General features: G+C 57.0%; 16 protein-coding genes, 2 tRNA genes and 3 rRNA genes. 12 read left to right on the top strand and 9 right to left on the bottom strand.

Going from position 1 to position 20486, the window contains the following annotated elements; translation table 11 throughout:
* Positions 1-22 precede the first annotated feature (22 nt).
* The 3 genes from BFL40_RS14915 to BFL40_RS14905 are packed head-to-tail and all read left to right on the top strand — an operon-like array spanning position 23 to position 2714.
* Positions 23-1246, top strand: a complete 1224-nt coding sequence (locus BFL40_RS14915; RefSeq protein WP_071484718.1) for an SfnB family sulfur acquisition oxidoreductase — start codon at positions 23-25, stop codon at positions 1244-1246.
* 3 nt (positions 1247-1249) lie between these two features.
* Positions 1250-1915, top strand: a complete 666-nt coding sequence (locus BFL40_RS14910) for a methionine ABC transporter permease (protein WP_016980232.1) — start codon at positions 1250-1252, stop codon at positions 1913-1915.
* 28 nt (positions 1916-1943) lie between these two features.
* Complete coding sequence (locus BFL40_RS14905; RefSeq protein WP_071484717.1) at positions 1944-2714, top strand: MetQ/NlpA family ABC transporter substrate-binding protein; 771 nt, start codon at positions 1944-1946, stop codon at positions 2712-2714.
* A 63-nt stretch (positions 2715-2777) separates the two neighbouring features.
* On the opposite strand, the gene soxR is transcribed toward BFL40_RS14905, so the two are convergent.
* On the bottom strand, positions 2778-3227 hold the full coding sequence (gene soxR, locus BFL40_RS14900; protein ID WP_071484716.1) for a redox-sensitive transcriptional activator SoxR: 450 nt from the start codon (positions 3225-3227) through the stop codon (positions 2778-2780).
* Between the two features lie 99 nt (positions 3228-3326).
* Between soxR and BFL40_RS14895 the strand changes: the two genes are divergently transcribed.
* Positions 3327-3692, top strand: a complete 366-nt coding sequence (locus tag BFL40_RS14895) for an antibiotic biosynthesis monooxygenase (RefSeq protein ID WP_071484715.1) — start codon at positions 3327-3329, stop codon at positions 3690-3692.
* Here the strand turns inward: BFL40_RS14895 and BFL40_RS14890 are convergent.
* The 4 genes from BFL40_RS14890 to msuE are packed head-to-tail and all read right to left on the bottom strand — an operon-like array spanning position 3681 to position 7751.
* Positions 3681-4784 (bottom strand): sigma-54 interaction domain-containing protein, encoded by a 1104-nt coding sequence (locus BFL40_RS14890; RefSeq protein ID WP_071484714.1) that lies wholly within the window; start codon positions 4782-4784, stop codon positions 3681-3683. The genes BFL40_RS14895 and BFL40_RS14890 overlap by 12 nt on opposite strands.
* A gap of 11 nt (positions 4785-4795) precedes the next feature.
* Positions 4796-5983 carry an acyl-CoA dehydrogenase family protein gene (locus BFL40_RS14885; protein ID WP_071484713.1) on the bottom strand — a complete coding sequence of 396 codons (1188 nt, stop codon included), beginning with the start codon at positions 5981-5983 and terminating at the stop codon, positions 4796-4798.
* A gap of 55 nt (positions 5984-6038) precedes the next feature.
* Entirely contained in the window at positions 6039-7178 is a 1140-nt protein-coding gene (gene ssuD / locus BFL40_RS14880) for an FMNH2-dependent alkanesulfonate monooxygenase (protein ID WP_071484712.1), read from the bottom strand.
* Positions 7179-7187: 9 nt separating this feature from the next.
* A complete protein-coding gene (msuE, locus tag BFL40_RS14875) occupies positions 7188-7751 on the bottom strand; it encodes an FMN reductase (RefSeq protein ID WP_071484760.1) in 564 nt (187 codons plus the stop codon).
* A 398-nt stretch (positions 7752-8149) separates the two neighbouring features.
* Between msuE and BFL40_RS33020 the strand changes: the two genes are divergently transcribed.
* From BFL40_RS33020 to BFL40_RS14865, 3 genes are all read left to right on the top strand, one after another.
* Positions 8150-8419, top strand: a complete 270-nt coding sequence (locus BFL40_RS33020; RefSeq protein WP_074851719.1) for a hypothetical protein — start codon at positions 8150-8152, stop codon at positions 8417-8419.
* A gap of 233 nt (positions 8420-8652) precedes the next feature.
* Complete coding sequence (locus BFL40_RS14870) at positions 8653-9813, top strand: cysteine desulfurase family protein (RefSeq protein ID WP_071484711.1); 1161 nt, start codon at positions 8653-8655, stop codon at positions 9811-9813.
* A 47-nt stretch (positions 9814-9860) separates the two neighbouring features.
* The gene (locus BFL40_RS14865; RefSeq protein ID WP_071484710.1) at positions 9861-11669 is read left to right on the top strand and encodes an aminopeptidase P family protein; all 1809 of its coding nucleotides are present in this window, start codon (positions 9861-9863) and stop codon (positions 11667-11669) included.
* 69 nt (positions 11670-11738) lie between these two features.
* Here the strand turns inward: BFL40_RS14865 and BFL40_RS14860 are convergent, their stop codons facing one another.
* The 4 genes from BFL40_RS14860 to rhtA form a co-directional block, all read right to left on the bottom strand.
* Positions 11739-12329, bottom strand: coding sequence for a 2-hydroxychromene-2-carboxylate isomerase (locus BFL40_RS14860; RefSeq protein ID WP_071484709.1), 591 nt, complete (start codon positions 12327-12329; stop codon positions 11739-11741).
* A gap of 35 nt (positions 12330-12364) precedes the next feature.
* Positions 12365-13096 carry an SDR family oxidoreductase gene (locus tag BFL40_RS14855; protein WP_071484708.1) on the bottom strand — a complete coding sequence of 244 codons (732 nt, stop codon included), beginning with the start codon at positions 13094-13096 and terminating at the stop codon, positions 12365-12367.
* 124 nt (positions 13097-13220) lie between these two features.
* The gene (locus BFL40_RS14850) at positions 13221-13502 is read right to left on the bottom strand and encodes a hypothetical protein (protein ID WP_053255332.1); all 282 of its coding nucleotides are present in this window, start codon (positions 13500-13502) and stop codon (positions 13221-13223) included.
* Positions 13503-13668: 166 nt separating this feature from the next.
* Entirely contained in the window at positions 13669-14556 is an 888-nt protein-coding gene (gene rhtA / locus BFL40_RS14845) for a threonine/homoserine exporter RhtA (protein ID WP_071484707.1), read from the bottom strand.
* 699 nt (positions 14557-15255) lie between these two features.
* Here rhtA and BFL40_RS14840 point away from each other — a divergent pair.
* The 5 genes from BFL40_RS14840 to rrf all read left to right on the top strand — a co-directional run bounded on the left by BFL40_RS14840 (position 15256) and on the right by rrf (position 20477).
* Positions 15256-16792 (top strand): 16S ribosomal RNA (locus tag BFL40_RS14840).
* Between the two features lie 82 nt (positions 16793-16874).
* Positions 16875-16951, top strand: a tRNA-Ile gene (locus BFL40_RS14835).
* A gap of 30 nt (positions 16952-16981) precedes the next feature.
* Positions 16982-17057, top strand: a tRNA-Ala gene (locus BFL40_RS14830).
* A gap of 249 nt (positions 17058-17306) precedes the next feature.
* Positions 17307-20198 (top strand): 23S ribosomal RNA (locus tag BFL40_RS14825).
* Positions 20199-20361: 163 nt separating this feature from the next.
* Positions 20362-20477, top strand: a 5S ribosomal RNA gene (gene rrf, locus BFL40_RS14820).
* The 16S, 23S and 5S rRNA genes sit together here with 2 tRNA genes alongside, the layout of an rRNA operon.
* Positions 20478-20486 lie beyond the last annotated feature (9 nt).

The raw sequence follows: 20486 nt of genomic DNA, 5'->3' as shown, positions 1-20486 counted from the left end.
ACCATTCGCCCGAGAGCGTTGTATGTCTGTACTGCCTGTATCTGCCGATTACCCGATCCACACGCCCCACGCGCAATTGATTCGCGACGGAGCCGAGGCGATTGCCGTCGCCCACCGAGTCGCAGCGGTTCTGTTGGCGCAGGATGCTGAGCGCGACCGCACTCGCCAAGTGCCTGCCGAGGTGGTGGACCTGTATTCCAACAGTGGCTTGTGGGGCATCAGCGTGCCACGCGAATTTGGCGGGGCGCAGGTGTCCTACGCGGTGCTGGCCCAGGTGATTGCGATTATCTCGGCCGCTGACCCGTCGTTGGGGCAGATCCCGCAGAACCACTACTGCCTGTTGGAAGACATCCGTTTGCAAGGCACGCCCGAGCAACAGGCGCACTTTTTTGGCTTGGCGCTGCAAGGTCATCGTTTTGCCAATGCGCTGTCGGAAACCGGCGGCAAGAACGTCCAGGACATCCAGGCGACCATTCGCCGCGAAGGCGACGGCTATGTGATCAACGGGCGCAAAGGCTACTGCACCGGTTCGCTGTACGCCCACTGGTTGGCGGTGCTGGCGCTGGATGAAGAGCAAAATGCGCAGTTGGCTTTCGTAAAGCGAGGCACCGAAGGGTTGGTGGTGGTCGACGACTGGGACAGCATGGGCCAACGCACGACCTCCAGTGGTACGGTGCTCGCAGAGAACCTGCGGGTGCCTGCGTTCAACCTGTTTCCTACCCATAAATCCTACGATTCGCCGACCTTGGCCGGCCCTTTCGCACAACTGACCACTGCCGCGATCGACGCCGGTATCGCCCGTGCCGCGCTGCGTGACACGGTGCAGTTCGTCCAGCAATTCGCCCGCCCGTGGATCGACGCCGGTGTGGAAAAAGCCAGCGAAGACCCGCTGACCATCATTCAGGTCGGTGCCCTGGATATTCGCTTGGAAGCCGCCGAAGCCTTGTTGGAACGCGCCGGTTTCGCCTTGGACGCCGCACGGCCTGCGCCGAATGAAGACAACGTCGCCCACGCCTCCCTGGCCGTGGCCCGGGCCAAGGTGCTGACCACCGAAATCGCCCTCGAAGCCAGCAACAAGCTGTTCGAACTCGGCGGCACTCGCTCGACCCTCAAGAAGCACAACTTCGACCGCCACTGGCGTAACGCGCGGGTGCACACCCTGCATGACCCAGTGCGCTGGAAATATCACGTGGTGGGCAACTGGCTGCTCAACGGCACCAAGCCGCCGCGCCACGACTGGTCGTAAGTCATGGCCGAACTGTTCAAAAACATCTACTGGGCCGACATCGGCCAAGCCTGCCTGGAAACCCTGAGCATGCTCGCCGCAGCCTTGGGTTTTACCGTGTTGCTGGGGTTGCCACTCGGGGTGTTGTTGTTTCTCACCGGTAAACGCCAGTTGCATGAAGCGCTGGTGGTGTATCGGTTGTTGTCGGTGGTGGTCAACGTGCTGCGTTCGCTGCCGTTCATCATCTTGCTGATTGTGTTGATCCCGCTGACCACCTTGCTGGTGGGCACTTCCCTGGGCGTGCCGGGCACCATCCCGCCGCTGGTAGTTGGGTGTACGCCGTTCTTTGCGCGGCTGGTGGAAACCGCGTTGCGCGAAGTCGACCGCGGCGTGGTCGAGGCTACTCAGTCGATGGGCGCCAGTACCTGGCAGGTGATTCGCCACACGCTGTTGCCGGAAGCCCGTGGTGGGCTGCTGGCGGCGGTAACGGTTACCGCGATTGTGCTGGTGGATTACACCGCCATGGCCGGGGTGATTGGCGGCGGAGGCCTGGGTGACCTGGCGATTCGCTACGGCTACCAGCGATTCCAGACCGACGTGATGGTGGTCACCGTGGTGCTTTTGCTGGTGCTGGTGCAGGCCCTGCAGATGACCGGTGATCGTTTGGTGGCGCGTTATAGCCGCCGTTAATGCTTATAAAGCTGCCTTCGGAGCAATCATGAAAAAATCCCTGGCCATTTTGGCTGCTGTCCTGTCGTTCAAGGCCTTCGCCAACGAAAAGTTGGTGGTGGGTGCTACCCCCGTGCCACACGCGGAAATTCTCGAGTTCGTTAAACCGGTGTTGGCCAAGGAGGGTGTGGATCTACAGATCAAGGTCTTTACCGACTTCATTCAGCCCAACCAGCAACTGGCGCTGAAAAACATCGACGCCAATTACTACCAGTACCGCCCGTTCCTCGATGACTACAACAAGACCCGTCACACTGACCTGGTGCCGGTGGTGGGGGTGCACATCGAGCCATTTGGCGCTTACTCGACGCGGATCAAAAACATCTCTGAATTGAAGGACGGCGCCACCGTGTCCATCCCCAACGACCCGGTCAACACCGGCCGCGCCCTGGTGCTGTTGGATGAGGCCGGGTTGATCAAGCTCAAAGATCCGAGCAACACCCTCAGCACGCCGCGCGATATTGCGCAAAACCCCAAGCATCTGAAAATCCGCGAACTGGAAGGCGCCTTGCTGGCCCGCTCGGTGAGCCAGGTGGACCTGGCGTTTGTGTTTGCCAACTACGCACTGGAAGCGGGGATTGATACCAACAGTGCGTTGATCGTGGAAAAGGGCAAATCCTTGTACGTCGAGTACCTAGTGGCGCGACCGGACAACATCAACGACCCGCGTATCCAGAAACTGGCCAAGGCGTTGAACTCCGATGAAGTGCGCCAGTTCATCCTGACGCGCTACAAGGGCCAGATCGCCCCGGGTTTCTAAGCCCACCGCAGATCAATGTAGGCGCTGGCAAGCCAGTTTTCCTACATTGATCGGGTTTTCACTTCAGGATTGTGTGGTTGGCTCCAGCAACTGAGCCCCTGGCCCATGCTCACCAAGCTGGTCACCCCCGTTACGCAACGGGCACGCCTCCAGCGACAAACACCCGCAGCCAATACACCCACTGAGCTTGTCCCGCAGCAACATCAGCTTGTTGATACGTTCATCCAGGTCTTCGCGCCACAGCGCCGACAGCCGTTCCCAATCCTGCGTGGTGGGCGTGCGCCCATCCGGCAAGGTGTGCAGTGCTGCGCCAATCGTTGCCAGCGGAATGCCCAAGCGCTGGGCGATCTTGATCACCACCACTCGCCGCAGCACATCCCGTGGATAACGCCGCTGGTTACCGGCATTGCGATTGCTCTTGATCAGCCCCTTGGACTCGTAGAAATGCAGAGCCGTGACCGCCACGCCACTGCGGGCGGCCAATTGGCCGACGGTGAGTTCCTTGGCAACCATAAAAACTCCGGATAAGTGCTTGACCTTGACTTAACTAGAGGTTTTACCCTGCGTGGCATCGAATCGCAAGATTCTGCCTACAGAGAGAGGGGAGTGTTCATGCAGGTATCAGAGAAGAATCGCAGCTTCACTCAATTGATCGAGTTTCAGATCGAACCCCAGCAGCAATGGGCCCTGGTGGCGGCTTTGTCCACCCAAAGCGAACGTTTGGCCCAAGGCCATGGCGGGTTTATCAATGCGAGCGTGCAGGTCAGCGATGACGGGCGACGGGTGCTCAACTACCTGCAATGGCAGTCGCGTGAGGACGGCGAGGCTGCCTTTAAATGCTTTGAGCACGGCGAGGAAGATTTCTGGACACTGATTCGCGCCCACCAGGCCACGGCTGTGACCTTTGGTTCGTTCCAGGTGCTGCGCAGCTTCGAGCGCAGCCATGACAACGCGTTGCACTGCCGACTAAATGGATAGGTGCAACATCCGCTCACCTTGCACATTCTCCCCGGGCCGGCGCTTGTTCACCGCCAACTCACCGATTTTGATCAGGCGGGTACGTGTGACGTTGCGGCTAAGGCCCAGTAAGTTGGCGGTGTGTACCTGGTTGTAATGGCTGAAGCGGTAGGCGGCGCGTAGCAGCGCGTCTTCGACCTTTTCATGCAGAGCGCCGGCCTGTTCCTCGAAGAGTTTTTGAAAGGCGCGCTCCAGCAACGCTTCGGCACTGTTGTCGGTGCCGTGCTGGCTGTCGTCCTGACGCTCGATGCGCATGTTCGACAGGCGCAAGTCATCGCGTTCGATCACACCGTTACGGCAGATCAGCAAGGTGTGGTGAATCACGTTTTCCAGTTCGCGAATATTGCCTGGCCAGCTGTAGCTCTTGAGCTTGTGTTCGGCCTCGCGGCTGATGGTGATCGGGCCATAGCCCAAGCGCTGGCTGTAGGCTTCGATGAAATGTCGGGTCAGCGGCAGGATATCGCCGGGCCGCTCGCGCAGCGGGCTGAGCTCCAGGCTGACCACGTCGAGGCGGTAGTAGAGGTCTTCGCGGAAATGCCCGGCGTTGATGGCCTTTTCCAACTGCACGTTGGTCGCGGCAAGTACGCGCACATCAATCGCAATGCTCTTACGCGAGCCCAGGCGCACCACTTCGCGCTCCTGTAACACGCGTAACAGTTTTACCTGGATCGCCATCGGCAAGTCGCCAATTTCATCGAGGAACAAGGTGCCGCCGTCGGCCTCTTCGAACCAGCCGGCTTTGGCACTAAGGGCGCCGGTGAAGGCGCCTTTTTCATGGCCGAACAGTTCGGCTTCCACCAGGGATTCAGAGAACGCCCCGCAGTTCACCGCCACAAAGGGCCGGTTACGCCGCGCGCTGAGGTTGTGGATGTGGCGCGCCACCAGCTCTTTACCGGTTCCGGTCTCGCCGATGATCAGTACGCTGGCTTCGCTGGGTGCTACTTGCTGGATGTGGGCGAGCAGCGCCTGGGATTTCGGGTCCTCGAAGACCTGGGCCGTGGCGCGGATCGAGGTCGCGAGGGCAGGCGAGGGCGGTAGGGTTAAAAGCTGCATGGGCACCTCTCTTAGGAGTAGAACGTCGGAATCGGCAGGGATTGGTTCAACGCCCAGTCCCCCAGTTCGTGGAGTTTGTAGTCCACCGGGTCGTGCAAGGTTTGCGTGCGCAGGTTGCGCCAGTGACGGTCCAGGCGCAGCGACGCGTGGGTGGAGCGCGCGCCGGTGACTTCAAACAGGCGGCTGCACAGGTCCAGGCCTTGGCGAGTCGCGGCAACCTTGGCGGTGGCGATCGCAATCGCCAGTTGGCCGCGCTCGTGTTCGCTGAGGTTGGGGCCTTTCGCCCATGCCTGGTCGAGCAGATCGGCTGCGTGTTCTACCAGCAAGCGCACGCCTTCCAAAGCAACCCAGAACTCGCCGTAGTGGTGGAGCACGTAAGGGTCCTGACGCACGTCGTTGGCGCTGGATTTGTGCCATGAGCGGGTTTCGGTGAGGGTGTAGTTGCGCGCTTCTTCAAAGGCGCCTTCGGCAATGCCGAGGAACATATGGGTGAAGGTCAACTGGGCGATCAGCGGGCGTAGACAGGCGAAAGGCGTGCTCAGCGGGCCTGGGTCGAGCAACAATTCCGACTCCTCGACGCGCACCCGCTCGAAGCTGGCGCTGCCGCTGTCGGTCTGGCGCTGGCCTATATTGTTCCAATCGTTGTGCAAGGTAATGCCGCTGCGCCCGCTGGGGATTGCGGCGATCAGCAGCTTGCCGCCGGCGCTTTCATCGACTGCCGAGGCAATGAGCATTTCCGAATCGCTGGCGCCGGAGCAGAAGCTTTTTTTGCCGGAGAACTCGCGCCAGCCGCCGAAGTCCTTGACCACCGTGCGCGTGTCCAGCGGGTTGAGCGCGTTACCCCAAAACCAGTTCTTGCGCGCGGTTTGTTCGAACCAGGGTTGCCATTGGTCCGGGCGCGAAAACAGACGCACGGTGGCGAGCATCAGGTGGTGGAAGCCGAAGACATGGGCGATGGAACTGTCGACCTTGGCAAATTCACGCACGATGCCCAGGGTTTCGCTCCAACGCGCGCCGAGGCCGCCGTATTGGGTGGGAATGCTCAGGGCCAGCAGGCCGCTTTGTCGTAGGGCGTCACGTTCGGTTTTGGGCGTTCCGCCGCGCTCGTCGCGTTCGACGGCAGTCAGGGCGAATTCGGCGGCGAGTAATTTGGCAGTCTGCAGAGGCGATGGCAGGGCGCTGTGGGGTTTGGCTGTCACGGGGTTTCCTCTTTATAGGCAGGAACGGGCGAGGCCGTCCCTGCTGGTCTGCCGATCAGGCCTTGGCTGGCAGTACATCGTTGGCAATCATTTCGCCAAACGGGCCAGTGAGGTTGGTGATGCCACGTCCGGCGAGGCTCGCGTAGGGTTCCGGCAGCAGCGGGAACACCAGCTCGGCGAAGCGATAGGCCTCTTCCAGATGCGGATAGCCGGAGAAGATGAAGCTCTCGATACCCAGGTCGGCGTATTCCTTGATGCGCTCGGCCACTTGCTGCGGGTTGCCCACCAGCGCCGTACCGGCTCCGCCACGCACCAGGCCGACACCGGCCCACAGGTTGGGGGCGATTTCTAGGTTGTCGCGGCGCCCATCGTGCAAGGCGGCCATGCGGCGCTGGCCTTCGGAGTCAAAACGCGAGAAGGATTTTTGCGCGGCGGCGATCGTTTCGTCGCTGATGTGCTCGATCAGTTTGTCGGCGGCTTTCCAGGCGTCTTCTTCGGTCTCGCGCACGATCACATGCAGACGAATGCCGAACTTCACGGTACGGCCGTGGCGCGCAGCCCGCTCACGCACGTCCGCGAGTTTTTCCGCGACGGCGGCGGGTGGCTCGCCCCAGGTCAGGTACACGTCTACCTGTTCGGCGGCGAGGTCGTGGGCGGCGTCGGAAGAACCGCCGAAGTACAACGGTGGATAAGGCTTCTGCACCGGTGGGTAAAGTGCCTTGGCGTTCTGTACGCGTAAGTGCTTGCCTTCGAAATCCACCGATTCGCCCTGCAACACGCGACGCCAGATTCTGAGGAATTCGTCGGAGACTTCGTAGCGTTCGCTGTGGTCAAGGAAGCTGCCGTCGCCACGGTTTTCGTCGGGGTCGCCGCCGGTCACCACGTTGATCAGCAAACGGCCATTGGACAGGCGATCCAGGGTGGCCGCCATGCGCGCGGAGACGGTGGGCGAGATGATGCCCGGACGGATTGCCACCAGATAGCGCAGGCGTTCCGTCAGCGGCACCAGCGCCGAGGCGATCACCCAGGAGTCTTCGCACGAGCGTCCGGTAGGAATCAGCACGCCGTGGTAACCCAGACTGTCAGCCGCTTGGGCGACTTGCTTCAGATAATTGAGGGTGACCGGCCGAGCGCCTTGAGTGGTGCCCAGGTAATGACCGTCGCCATGAGTCGGCAGAAACCAGAAAACATCCATGACAAATCCTTAAGCGATTTTCAGCAGAGAGGGGGAGTGCGCAGTGAACAAAGGCGCTGCACGTTCTGCGGCCAGTTGAATACGGGCTTTTAATAATTCGCTGGTTATTTGGTAGTCGGTGAAGTCGGCTTCGGTGGCGTACACGCCGATCGGCAAGGTCAATGCCTGGAAGAAGCTGAATAACGGTCTTAGCTGGTGATCGAGTACCAGTGCGTGGCGTTCGCTGCCGCCAGTGGCTGCGAGCAATACGGGCGTGTTGATCAGCGCGTTGAGGCCGACCAGATCGAACAGGTGCTTGAGCAGGCCAGGGTATGAACCGCGATAAACCGGTGCGGCGACAATCAGCAGGTCGGCTTGTTCGATGGCCAACAGTTGCGCCTCGACCTCAGCCGGTAGTTCATCACGCGACAGCGCGCCGCCCAGGGGGCGGGCAATGTCGCCGAGTTCGATCAGGGTGGCCTGGATCGGCAGCAAGGTGGCCAGTTCGGCCAGCACCGCTTGGGTCAGCACCAGGGTACGGGACGGGCGCCAGGTTCCGCCGGAGAGGGCAACGACATTCAGGGGACGGGTCATGAGCAGTTCCTTTTTCAACAGTGGTTCATAGCAGGAGAAGTGAAACGGCTTGAGCAAGAGCTGTACCAACGGCTACAAGCCTTGATTGGCGGGGTTGCGGGTTCACTGCTGAAACATGAAGCTGTTGTCTGCCTGATGTTTTGTTGAATGACTGTTGCCTAGGCAACAGTTGCGTGGCGAACAGTGGCGACTCGGTGCAGAGGCATTTATAGAGGGTTACTTTTATTCCGTAAATGAACGTATTTCCATATTAATAGATCATAAGTGAATATTAACGGGCGCTATCGAAGGTGTCTGAACGGTTGATAGCAACTATCACGAGTGGTGATTTTTCACTGTGCAGGGGCGGGAGTAGCCTGTGTTCATTGACTTAAAACATCCTTCGCAGGGCCCTCGCCATGAACCGTTTTCTCGCTGTTTCCTTGTTAGTTGTCAGCTCCGTTCTCGCCGGTTGTGCGACTCATCCTTCACCTGAATTACGCCCCTACACCGCCGAAGAAACCAAACAACTGGCCCTGGAAGCATTGAGCCGTCGTGGCTTGTCGTTTGATGAATATCAGCAGCAGCGCGCCGCGCTGACCGGCCAGCCACAGAAACCCTTCGGCTTTGATCGCCAGGGCGAAATGAACGCCGAACGCAGTGTGGCCCTGCATGGTCGTCCCAGTTGAGCCCGCGTTCTATGGCAAAAAGCCCGAGGTTTCCCACAAGGAACCTCGGGCTTTTTGTTTGCCATGGGGCTACTTCAGCCTGTTAAGCTGAATTTCAGGAGCGTTCCTACGCACATTTACATAAAGTGGTCCTTCTTTAATGGCATTCGATTGGTTAAACCTGACGACCTCTGTTCCGGTCGATGCCCCTGAGACGTTGCTCTCGGGAACACGCTCTGCGAGTCTTTAACGTCATGAATAAACGTCCGTTGTATTTCGACTACGCCGCCACCACGCCGGTGGATGAGCGGGTCATTCAGGTGATGGTTGAGTGTTTGGGCTTCAATGCCAATTTCGGTAACCCTGCGTCCAGTTCCCATGCGTTCGGCCAGGCGGCCCGGCAAACGGTTGAGCAGGCACGTCGCCAGGTGGCCGAGTTGGTGGGCGCCCAGCCCGAGCAGATCGTCTGGACCTCCGGAGCCACTGAGTCCAACAATCTTGCGATCAAAGGTGTGGCCCAGGCTCGCGGCTTGGCGGGTGGGCATATCATCACCAGTCAGATCGAGCACAAGGCCACGTTGGACACCGCGCGGCAGTTGCAGGAAGCCGGGGTGGCCGTGACCTACCTGGTGCCGGATGCCGAAGGGCTGATCAGCGCCGAGGCTGTGAGCGAGGCGTTGCGTGAGGACACTTTTCTGGTGTCGTTGATGCTGGTGAACAACGAACTGGGCACCCTCAACGACATCCCGGCCATCGGCGCAAAAGTGCGTAAACATGGCGCGTTGTTGCATGTGGACGCGGCGCAAGGGGCGGGCAAGGTGGCCATCAACCTGGCTGAGTGGCCGGTGGATTTGATGTCATTTTCCGCCCACAAACTCTATGGCCCAAAGGGTATCGGCGCGTTGTACGTCGGGCCTCGGGCGCAGCAGAAGGTGTTGGCGCAGATTCACGGCGGTGGGCACGAGGGCGGGTTGCGCTCCGGCACGCTGGCGACTCACCAGATTGCGGGGATGGGCACGGCGTTCGCTTTGGCGGCGCAGTCGTTTGCCGAAGAGAAGGCGGTGATCGTGGCGTTGCGTCAACGCTTGCTGGATCAGTTGGAGACGATCGCCGGTGTGCGCCTCAATGGCAGCCTCACGCAACGTATTCCCCACACGCTCAGCCTCACGTTCAACGAAGGCGAATTCAATTCCGCTGCATTGAGCGCGGGTATCGCCTTTTCCGCGACCTCTGCCTGTAACTCGGCAAGCAACGCCCCGTCCCACGTGCTTCTGGCTCTGGGCCATGATGCTCGCAGCGCCGGTCGTACCATTCGCCTGAGCTTGGGCCGGTTTACCACCGAGCAGGATATCGATCAGGCCGTGCAACTGATCAAAGCCGCTCTGGCCAGCGCACCGGCGTTCTGGGCGGTCTGATTTTTCTCGCAACACACAACAATTATTAGTGGTTAGCAGGAGACACAATGAGTACACAGCCTTTGACCCATGGAACGGTTCCCCAGCGCCTGGCACATACCCGCGAACTGATGCGCCGCGAGGGCATCCACGCCTTGTTGGTGCCATCGGCCGACCCGCACTTGTCCGAGTACTTGCCGGGTTACTGGCAGGGGCGGCAATGGTTGTCGGGGTTTCATGGGTCGGTGGGGACGCTGATTGTCACCCCGGACTTCGCGGGTGTCTGGGCAGATAGCCGTTACTGGGAACAGGCGACCAAGGAACTCAAGGGCAGTGGTATTGAGTTAGTGAAGTTGCAGCCAGGCCAACCCGGCCCGCTGGAGTGGCTGGCCGAGCAAACCCCGGAAGGTGGTGTGGTGGCGGTAGACGGCGCGGTTATGGCTGTAGCGTCGGCGCGTACCCTGGGCGGCAAGCTGGCAGAGCGCGGCGCGCGCTTGCGTACCGATATCGACCTGCTGAATGAAGTCTGGCAAGACCGTCCGACCTTGCCAAACCAGCCGATCTACCAACATCTGCCACCGCAAGCCACTGTCAGCCGTGGCGAGAAACTTGCCGCATTGCGCGCCAGCTTGAAAGAGAAGGGCGCCGACTGGCACTTCATCGCCACCCTGGATGACATCGCCTGGCTGTTCAACCTGCGCGGCGGTGACGTTTCGTTTAACCCGGTGTTTGTGTCCTTTGCCTTGATCAACCAGCAGCAAGCCACGTTGTTTGTGGCCCTGAGCAAAGTCGATGCCGAACTGCGTGCGGTGCTTGAGCAAGATGGGCTGATCTTGCGTGACTACAGCGAAGTGGCGGGTGCACTGCGTGCAGTGCCGTCGGGCGCCAGCTTGCAGGTCGATCCGGCGCGTGTGACGGCCGGCTTGCTGGAAAACCTTGATGCCGGCGTCAAGCTAATCGAAGGGCTGAACCCGACCACACTCGCAAAATCGCGCAAGAGCCTGGCAGACGCCGAGCATATCCGCCAAGCCATGGAGCAGGACGGTGCGGCCTTGTGTGAGTTCTTCGCCTGGCTGGAGAGTGCATTGGGCCGTGAACGCATCACGGAGCTGACCATCGACGAGCACCTGACCGCTGCACGCACCCGTCGCCCGGATTATGTGTCGCTGAGTTTCAACACCATTGCTGCGTTCAACGCCAATGGTGCGATGCCGCATTACCACGCTACCGAAGAAGAGCACGCGCTGATCGAAGGCGATGGCTTGCTGCTGATCGACTCAGGCGGCCAGTACTTGGGCGGCACCACAGATATCACGCGGATGGTGCCTATCGGTACGCCGAGTGAGGAGCAAAAGCGTGACTGCACGCGCGTGCTCAAGGGCGTGATTGCCCTGTCTCGTGCACACTTCCCCAAAGGCATTCTGTCACCGCTGCTGGATTCGATTGCGCGTGCGCCGATCTGGGCGGAAGGCGTGGACTACGGCCACGGCACCGGTCACGGCGTAGGTTATTTCCTGAATGTGCATGAAGGCCCGCAAGTGATCGCTTATCAAGCCGCCACTGCGCCGCAAACCGCAATGCAGCCAGGCATGATCACCTCGATTGAGCCGGGTACTTATCGCCCGGGCCGTTGGGGGGTGCGTATCGAAAACCTGGTGTTGAACCGTGAAGCGGGCAAAACCGAGTTTGGCGAGTTCCTCAAGTTTGAAACCCTGACCTTGTGCCCGATCGACACCCGTTGCCTGGAACCGTCGTTGCTGACGACGGACGAGCGAGAGTGGTTTAACGGTTACCACGCCGAAGTGCGGGAACGCTTGAGCCCGTTGCTCAGTGGTGCTGCATTGGAGTGGTTGCAGGTGCGTACGGCGGCTATTTGATTGGGACCCAACAAGCACCGCTTGCGATCTGCTCGCAAGCGGTGCTCAAGGGCTGTTGACAATCGACGACTAGCTGAGGGCTTCGCGCACAAATTCCAGACGGTCCTGACCGAAGAACAACTGATCGCCTACAAACATGCTGGGCGCACCGAACACGCCGCGTTGAATTGCCTGTTCGGTTTTGTCCTTTAGAGCGGCCTTAACGGCTTCATCGTTGGCCAGTTCCAACACTTCCTGCGCATCAAAACCATGCTCGGCAAGCACGGTTGCCACCACGGCAGGATCACCCAGATGACGGCCTTCCACCCAAAGGGCGCGGAACAGGCAGTCGATAAAGGCGTGGAAGCGTTCGGGCTGGCGCATTTGGATGCCGGTAACTGCACGCATCAGCACCAAGGTATTGATCGGGAAGTGCGGGTTGAACTTAAGCGCCACCTTGTAGCGCTGGGCGTATCGCGCCAGATCATCAAACATGTAGCGACCTTTGGCCGGGACGGTGATCGGGGAGGCATTGCCGGTGGCTTTGAACACGCCGCCCAATAGCATCGGCTGATACACCAACTGTGTGCCGGTTTCGGCGCACAGGGCAGGTAGTTGGGTGTAGGCCAGGTACGTGGCGGGGCTGCCGAGGTCGAAGAAGAATTCCAGGGTTTTACTCATGGTCGATACTCGCTGCTTATTGTTATGGGGCGTGCTTACCAGGGTTCATTCCAGGGGCGCAGGTCCAGTTCGAAGGTCCAGGCGTCGCGTGGTTGGCTGTGCAGGTACCAATAGTTGTCGGCAATGTGTTCGGGGTTGAGTATGCCGTCCTGATCTTTCAGGGCGTATTTTTGCGGGAAATTGTCGCGAATGAAGTCAGTGTCGATAGCGCCGTCGACCACCACATGGGCGACGTGGATATTCCTGGGCCCCAATTCTCGCGCCATGCTTTGCGCGAGCGCTCGGATGCCGTGCTTGGCGCCGGCGAACGCGGCAAAACCTGCTGCTCCGCGTAAGCCTGCAGTTGCGCCGGTGAACAGGATGGTGCCTCGGTTGCGTGTCACCATGCGTTTAGCCACTTCGCGAGCGTTCAAGAAACCCGAGAAACAGGCCATCTCCCAGATCTTGAAGTATTTGCGCGCGGTTTCTTCGAGAATACTGCAGGGCACATTGGCGCCGATGTTAAAAATGAAGGCTTCAATGGGCCCCAGTTCGGTTTCGATCTGTTCGATCAGCGCGATGACGTCTTCTTCTTTACGTGCATCACAGGCGAAACCATGGGCCTCGCCTCCCGCCGATTCGATGCTGTCTACCAAGGGCTGCAACTTATCGGCACTGCGACGGGTGACACAGGCCACGTAACCTTCGCGGGCGAAGCGCTTGGCAATGGCGCCGCCGGTTGCATCACCGGCACCCACTACCAATACGATTTTCTTGTTGTGTGTCATGGGAACTCCATTGGCTCGAATGTCGAGCAGGAGTCTAGCTGCAGCGTCGCGAATGGCCCGGCCAGTATCAGGAATTTAATGTGGACGTCGGTGTGGAGCAGTCGGAAGAGAACTGCTCTGGCCGTTATTTACAGATCACGATCATGCTGCGGCTGGTGTAGCCGGCAGGGTTGATACCGAAGGGGTAGTCTCCAGGCTCCTCGGAATTGTCGCCGGACTTGGCGATAACCCGGTAGCCCTTGGCGCCGCATGAATTGGTTGCACTGGTGTAGCACTGGTCCCAGGAGGAAGACAGGCCGGAACAGTTGATATGCAGCCCTTTTTTGCCCCGTTTCACTTCTGTCTTGGTGGTCGCGGCACAACCGGCAATGCCTACGACCATTAACAGTATCAAAATTCGTTTCATTCCTATCCTTAATAGCCGCTTCGCAAAAAGGCCCGATGCTGGCTCTACTCGCTCTCGATTCTGGCGTTCGTGCTGTCCTTGTCGAAATTCTCCATGAATGACATCAGCTTACGGCCTAAACATGGCCTAAATGGGCGGCAAATACCAGAGCTACCTGTAAAGACGATCAATCGGCTGGCACTAGCGGTTTGGATTCGTTGCGCATCGTCAGAGTGGCGCCTACGGAGGCCAGAATAATGCAGGTGATGGCCAGCCATTGTGCAAGGGACAAGTGTTCTTGCAGGAAGAACAGACCGGAGAGTGCGCCAAATGCGGGTTCGATGCTCATCAGGGTGCCGAAGGTGCGAGCAGGAAGGCGAGTGAGTGCGACCATTTCCAACGTATAGGGTAAGGCTGTGGATAGAACGGCGACACCAATGGCGACGGGGATCAGTGTGGGGGTCAGCAATGCTGCGCCGGCATGGACGATGCCGATAGGTGCTACGAACAATGCGGCGATCATTACGCCGAGGGCGGCGGTTTGGACGCCATTGTCGTTGCCGGCCTTTTGGCCAAACAGGATATAGAGTGCCCAGCAGATACCTGCCCCTAGTGCGTAGGCGGCGCCGGTCAAGTCGATGCCGCTGCTGGCTTCCCCCATTGGGATCAACAAGAGGAGGCCAGCGATCGCAAGAGCAATCCACAGAAAGTCTACCGCTCGCCGTGAGGCGTAGATGGCGACGGCGAGTGGGCCTGTGAATTCGAGGGCCACTGCAATGCCTAAAGGCACGGTGCGCAATGACATATAGAAGAGGAAGTTCATGCCGCCCAGTGCCATCCCGTAGATGATAACGGTGCGTAGGGACTTGGCCGTCAGCTTTGCGCGCCATGGACGTAATAGAAGCAGCATTATTACGCTGGCGAAAAGCAGGCGCAGGGTGGTGGTGCCTTGCGCGCCGACGACAGGGAACATGCTTTTAGCCAGCGAGGCGCCGGATTGAATGGAAGCCATGGCGATCAGCAGCAGGCCGACAGGGAATAGCACGGAAGCCAGGCTGCGGGGTGGGGTGGTCATTGGGGGTGTTCGTCCGAAGTCATAGTAGAGAAGCGGAAAGAGCTATGATGCTTAACTGTTGAGTCTTGAGCAATATATTGCTCAGTTATCACTGTGTGACTCTATATAGAGGGCGGATTCAGGAGACTTCAGGTGGCTTGATAGAAAATTCAAATTAAGTGTTGACGGCGATTTATATCTGTCTATAATTCGCCCCACTTCCGGCGCAGTCGAAACGGAAAATTCCTTGGTAAACAAAGAGTTATGTAGGTTTCGATAGCGAGTTGCTTCAGTTCATCGAAGCCCAGAAGGAGTTGGTAGGGCAGTGTAGTTTGGCTCTATTAACGTTTCGATCCTCTCGGTCGAAAGCGGAGAAAAAGAGGTGTTGACAGCAGCGTGTAACGCTGTAGAATTCGCCTCCCGCTAACGAGAGATCGGAAGCGCAAGTGGTTGAAGTTGTTGAAGAAATCTTCGAAAGCTTCTGAAAATAATCACTTGACAGCAAATGAGGCTGCTGTAGAATGCGCGCCTCGGTTGAGACGAAAGATCTTAACCAACCGCTCTTTAACAACTGAATCAAGCAATTCGTGTGGGTGCTTGTGGAGTCAGACTGATAGTCAACAAGATTATCAGCATCACAAGTTACTCCGCGAGAAATCAAAGATGTAACCAACGATTGCTGAGCCAAGTTTAGGGTTTCTTAAAAACCCAAAGATGTTTGAACTGAAGAGTTTGATCATGGCTCAGATTGAACGCTGGCGGCAGGCCTAACACATGCAAGTCGAGCGGTAGAGAGAAGCTTGCTTCTCTTGAGAGCGGCGGACGGGTGAGTAATGCCTAGGAATCTGCCTGGTAGTGGGGGATAACGTTCGGAAACGGACGCTAATACCGCATACGTCCTACGGGAGAAAGCAGGGGACCTTCGGGCCTTGCGCTATCAGATGAGCCTAGGTCGGATTAGCTAGTTGGTGAGGTAATGGCTCACCAAGGCGACGATCCGTAACTGGTCTGAGAGGATGATCAGTCACACTGGAACTGAGACACGGTCCAGACTCCTACGGGAGGCAGCAGTGGGGAATATTGGACAATGGGCGAAAGCCTGATCCAGCCATGCCGCGTGTGTGAAGAAGGTCTTCGGATTGTAAAGCACTTTAAGTTGGGAGGAAGGGCAGTTGCCTAATACGTAACTGTTTTGACGTTACCGACAGAATAAGCACCGGCTAACTCTGTGCCAGCAGCCGCGGTAATACAGAGGGTGCAAGCGTTAATCGGAATTACTGGGCGTAAAGCGCGCGTAGGTGGTTTGTTAAGTTGGATGTGAAATCCCCGGGCTCAACCTGGGAACTGCATTCAAAACTGACTGACTAGAGTATGGTAGAGGGTGGTGGAATTTCCTGTGTAGCGGTGAAATGCGTAGATATAGGAAGGAACACCAGTGGCGAAGGCGACCACCTGGACTAATACTGACACTGAGGTGCGAAAGCGTGGGGAGCAAACAGGATTAGATACCCTGGTAGTCCACGCCGTAAACGATGTCAACTAGCCGTTGGAAGCCTTGAGCTTTTAGTGGCGCAGCTAACGCATTAAGTTGACCGCCTGGGGAGTACGGCCGCAAGGTTAAAACTCAAATGAATTGACGGGGGCCCGCACAAGCGGTGGAGCATGTGGTTTAATTCGAAGCAACGCGAAGAACCTTACCAGGCCTTGACATCCAATGAACTTTCTAGAGATAGATTGGTGCCTTCGGGAACATTGAGACAGGTGCTGCATGGCTGTCGTCAGCTCGTGTCGTGAGATGTTGGGTTAAGTCCCGTAACGAGCGCAACCCTTGTCCTTAGTTACCAGCACGTAATGGTGGGCACTCTAAGGAGACTGCCGGTGACAAACCGGAGGAAGGTGGGGATGACGTCAAGTCATCATGGCCCTTACGGCCTGGGCTACACACGTGCTACAATGGTCGGTACAGAGGGTTGCCAAACCGCGAGGTGGAGCTAATCCCATAAAACCGATCGTAGTCCGGATCGCAGTCTGCAACTCGACTGCGTGAAGTCGGAATCGCTAGTAATCGCGAATCAGAATGTCGCGGTGAATACGTTCCCGGGCCTTGTACACACCGCCCGTCACACCATGGGAGTGGGTTGCACCAGAAGTAGCTAGTCTAACCTTCGGGAGGACGGTTACCACGGTGTGATTCATGACTGGGGTGAAGTCGTAACAAGGTAGCCGTAGGGGAACCTGCGGCTGGATCACCTCCTTAATCGACGACATCAGCTGCTCCATAAGTTCCCACACGAATTGCTTGATTCATTGAAGAAGACGATAAGAAGCAGCCCGAAATTGGGTCTGTAGCTCAGTTGGTTAGAGCGCACCCCTGATAAGGGTGAGGTCGGCAGTTCGAATCTGCCCAGACCCACCAATTTTGTGTGGGAAACGCCTGTAGAAATACGGGGCCATAGCTCAGCTGGGAGAGCGCCTGCCTTGCACGCAGGAGGTCAACGGTTCGATCCCGTTTGGCTCCACCACTACTGCTTCTACGTTATGAAAGCTTAGAAATGAGCATTCCATCAGGTTGATGGTGAATGTTGATTTCTAGTCTTTGATTAGATCGTTCTTTAAAAATTTGGGTATGTGATAGAAAGATAGACTGAACGTTACTTTCACTGGTAACGGATCAGGCTAAGGTAAAATTTGTGAGTTACTCAGTTTTGAGTATTATCGAATTTTCGGCGAATGTTGTCTTCACAGTATAACCAGATTGCTTGGGGTTATATGGTCAAGTGAAGAAGCGCATACGGTGGATGCCTTGGCAGTCAGAGGCGATGAAAGACGTGGTAGCCTGCGAAAAGCTTCGGGGAGTCGGCAAACAGACTTTGATCCGGAGATGTCTGAATGGGGGAACCCAGCCATCATAAGATGGTTATCTTACGCTGAATACATAGGCGTAAGAGGCGAACCAGGGGAACTGAAACATCTAAGTACCCTGAGGAAAAGAAATCAACCGAGATTCCCTTAGTAGTGGCGAGCGAACGGGGACTAGCCCTTAAGTGGCTTTGAGATTAGCGGAACGCTCTGGAAAGTGCGGCCATAGTGGGTGATAGCCCTGTACGCGAAAATCTCTTAGTCATGAAATCGAGTAGGACGGAGCACGAGAAACTTTGTCTGAATATGGGGGGACCATCCTCCAAGGCTAAATACTACTGACTGACCGATAGTGAACTAGTACCGTGAGGGAAAGGCGAAAAGAACCCCGGAGAGGGGAGTGAAATAGATCCTGAAACCGTATGCGTACAAGCAGTGGGAGCCCACTTTGTTGGGTGACTGCGTACCTTTTGTATAATGGGTCAGCGACTTATTTTCAGTGGCGAGCTTAACCGAATAGGGGAGGCGTAGCGAAAGCGAGTCTTAATAGGGCGTCTAGTCGCTGGGAATAGACCCGAAACCGGGCGATCTATCCATGGGCAGGTTGAAGGTTGGGTAACACTAACTGGAGGACCGAACCGACTACCGTTGAAAAGTTAGCGGATGACCTGTGGATCGGAGTGAAAGGCTAATCAAGCTCGGAGATAGCTGGTTCTCCTCGAAAGCTATTTAGGTAGCGCCTCATGTATCACTGTAGGGGGTAGAGCACTGTTTCGGCTAGGGGGTCATCCCGACTTACCAAACCGATGCAAACTCCGAATACCTACAAGTGCCGAGCATGGGAGACACACGGCGGGTGCTAACGTCCGTCGTGAAAAGGGAAACAACCCAGACCGTCAGCTAAGGTCCCAAAGTTATGGTTAAGTGGGAAACGATGTGGGAAGGCTTAGACAGCTAGGAGGTTGGCTTAGAAGCAGCCACCCTTTAAAGAAAGCGTAATAGCTCACTAGTCGAGTCGGCCTGCGCGGAAGATGTAACGGGGCTCAAACCATACACCGAAGCTACGGGTATCACGTAAGTGATGCGGTAGAGGAGCGTTCTGTAAGCCTGTGAAGGTGAGTTGAGAAGCTTGCTGGAGGTATCAGAAGTGCGAATGCTGACATGAGTAACGACAATGGGTGTGAAAAACACCCACGCCGAAAGACCAAGGTTTCCTGCGCAACGTTAATCGACGCAGGGTTAGTCGGTCCCTAAGGCGAGGCTGAAAAGCGTAGTCGATGGAAAACAGGTTAATATTCCTGTACTTCTGGTTATTGCGATGGAGGGACGGAGAAGGCTAGGCCAGCTTGGCGTTGGTTGTCCAAGTTTAAGGTGGTAGGCTGGAATCTTAGGTAAATCCGGGATTCTAAGGCCGAGAGCTGATGACGAGCTAACTTTTAGTTAGCGAAGTGGTTGATGCCATGCTTCCAAGAAAAGCTTCTAAGCTTCAGGTAACCAGGAACCGTACCCCAAACCGACACAGGTGGTTGGGTAGAGAATACCAAGGCGCTTGAGAGAACTCGGGTGAAGGAACTAGGCAAAATGGCACCGTAACTTCGGGAGAAGGTGCGCCGGTGAGGGTGAAGGACTTGCTCCGTAAGCTCATGCCGGTCGAAGATACCAGGCCGCTGCGACTGTTTATTAAAAACACAGCACTCTGCAAACACGAAAGTGGACGTATAGGGTGTGACGCCTGCCCGGTGCCGGAAGGTTAATTGATGGGGTTAGCTAACGCGAAGCTCTTGATCGAAGCCCCGGTAAACGGCGGCCGTAACTATAACGGTCCTAAGGTAGCGAAATTCCTTGTCGGGTAAGTTCCGACCTGCACGAATGGCGTAACGATGGCGGCGCTGTCTCCACCCGAGACTCAGTGAAATTGAAATCGCTGTGAAGATGCAGTGTATCCGCGGCTAGACGGAAAGACCCCGTGAACCTTTACTATAGCTTTGCACTGGACTTTGAATTTGCTTGTGTAGGATAGGTGGGAGGCTTTGAAGCGTGGACGCCAGTCTGCGTGGAGCCAACCTTGAAATACCACCCTGGCAACTTTGAGGTTCTAACTCAGGTCCGTTATCCGGATCGAGGACAGTGTATGGTGGGTAGTTTGACTGGGGCGGTCTCCTCCTAAAGAGTAACGGAGGAGTACGAAGGTGCGCTCAGACCGGTCGGAAATCGGTCGTAGAGTATAAAGGCAAAAGCGCGCTTGACTGCGAGACAGACACGTCGAGCAGGTACGAAAGTAGGTCTTAGTGATCCGGTGGTTCTGTATGGAAGGGCCATCGCTCAACGGATAAAAGGTACTCCGGGGATAACAGGCTGATACCGCCCAAGAGTTCATATCGACGGCGGTGTTTGGCACCTCGATGTCGGCTCATCACATCCTGGGGCTGAAGCCGGTCCCAAGGGTATGGCTGTTCGCCATTTAAAGTGGTACGCGAGCTGGGTTTAGAACGTCGTGAGACAGTTCGGTCCCTATCTGCCGTGGACGTTTGAGATTTGAGAGGGGCTGCTCCTAGTACGAGAGGACCGGAGTGGACGAACCTCTGGTGTTCCGGTTGTCACGCCAGTGGCATTGCCGGGTAGCTATGTTCGGAATAGATAACCGCTGAAAGCATCTAAGCGGGAAACTAGCCTCAAGATGAGATCTCACTGGAACCTTGAGTTCCCTGAAGGGCCGTCGAAGACTACGACGTTGATAGGTTGGGTGTGTAAGCGCTGTGAGGCGTTGAGCTAACCAATACTAATTGCCCGTGAGGCTTGACCATATAACACCCAAGCAATTTGCGTCGGCTCTTTAATACAGAGCAGCAGATTGCGGTGTGTGAAGACGATAGAACCGAAAGTTCGAATCTCACAAAACACCGAAAGCTGTCACATACCCAATTTGCTGAAGCGAGGCATTCTTGTCACGACTCAGTACCCGAATTTCTTGACGACCATAGAGCATTGGAACCACCTGATCCCATCCCGAACTCAGTAGTGAAACGATGCATCGCCGATGGTAGTGTGGGGTTTCCCCATGTGAGAGTAGGTCATCGTCAAGATTAAATTCC

Source organism: Pseudomonas costantinii, assembly GCF_001870435.1.
Lineage (GTDB): Bacteria > Pseudomonadota > Gammaproteobacteria > Pseudomonadales > Pseudomonadaceae > Aquipseudomonas > Aquipseudomonas costantinii.
The sequence above is the reverse complement of the archived record's forward strand: the minus strand, read 5'-3'. Positions and strand labels throughout refer to the sequence as shown.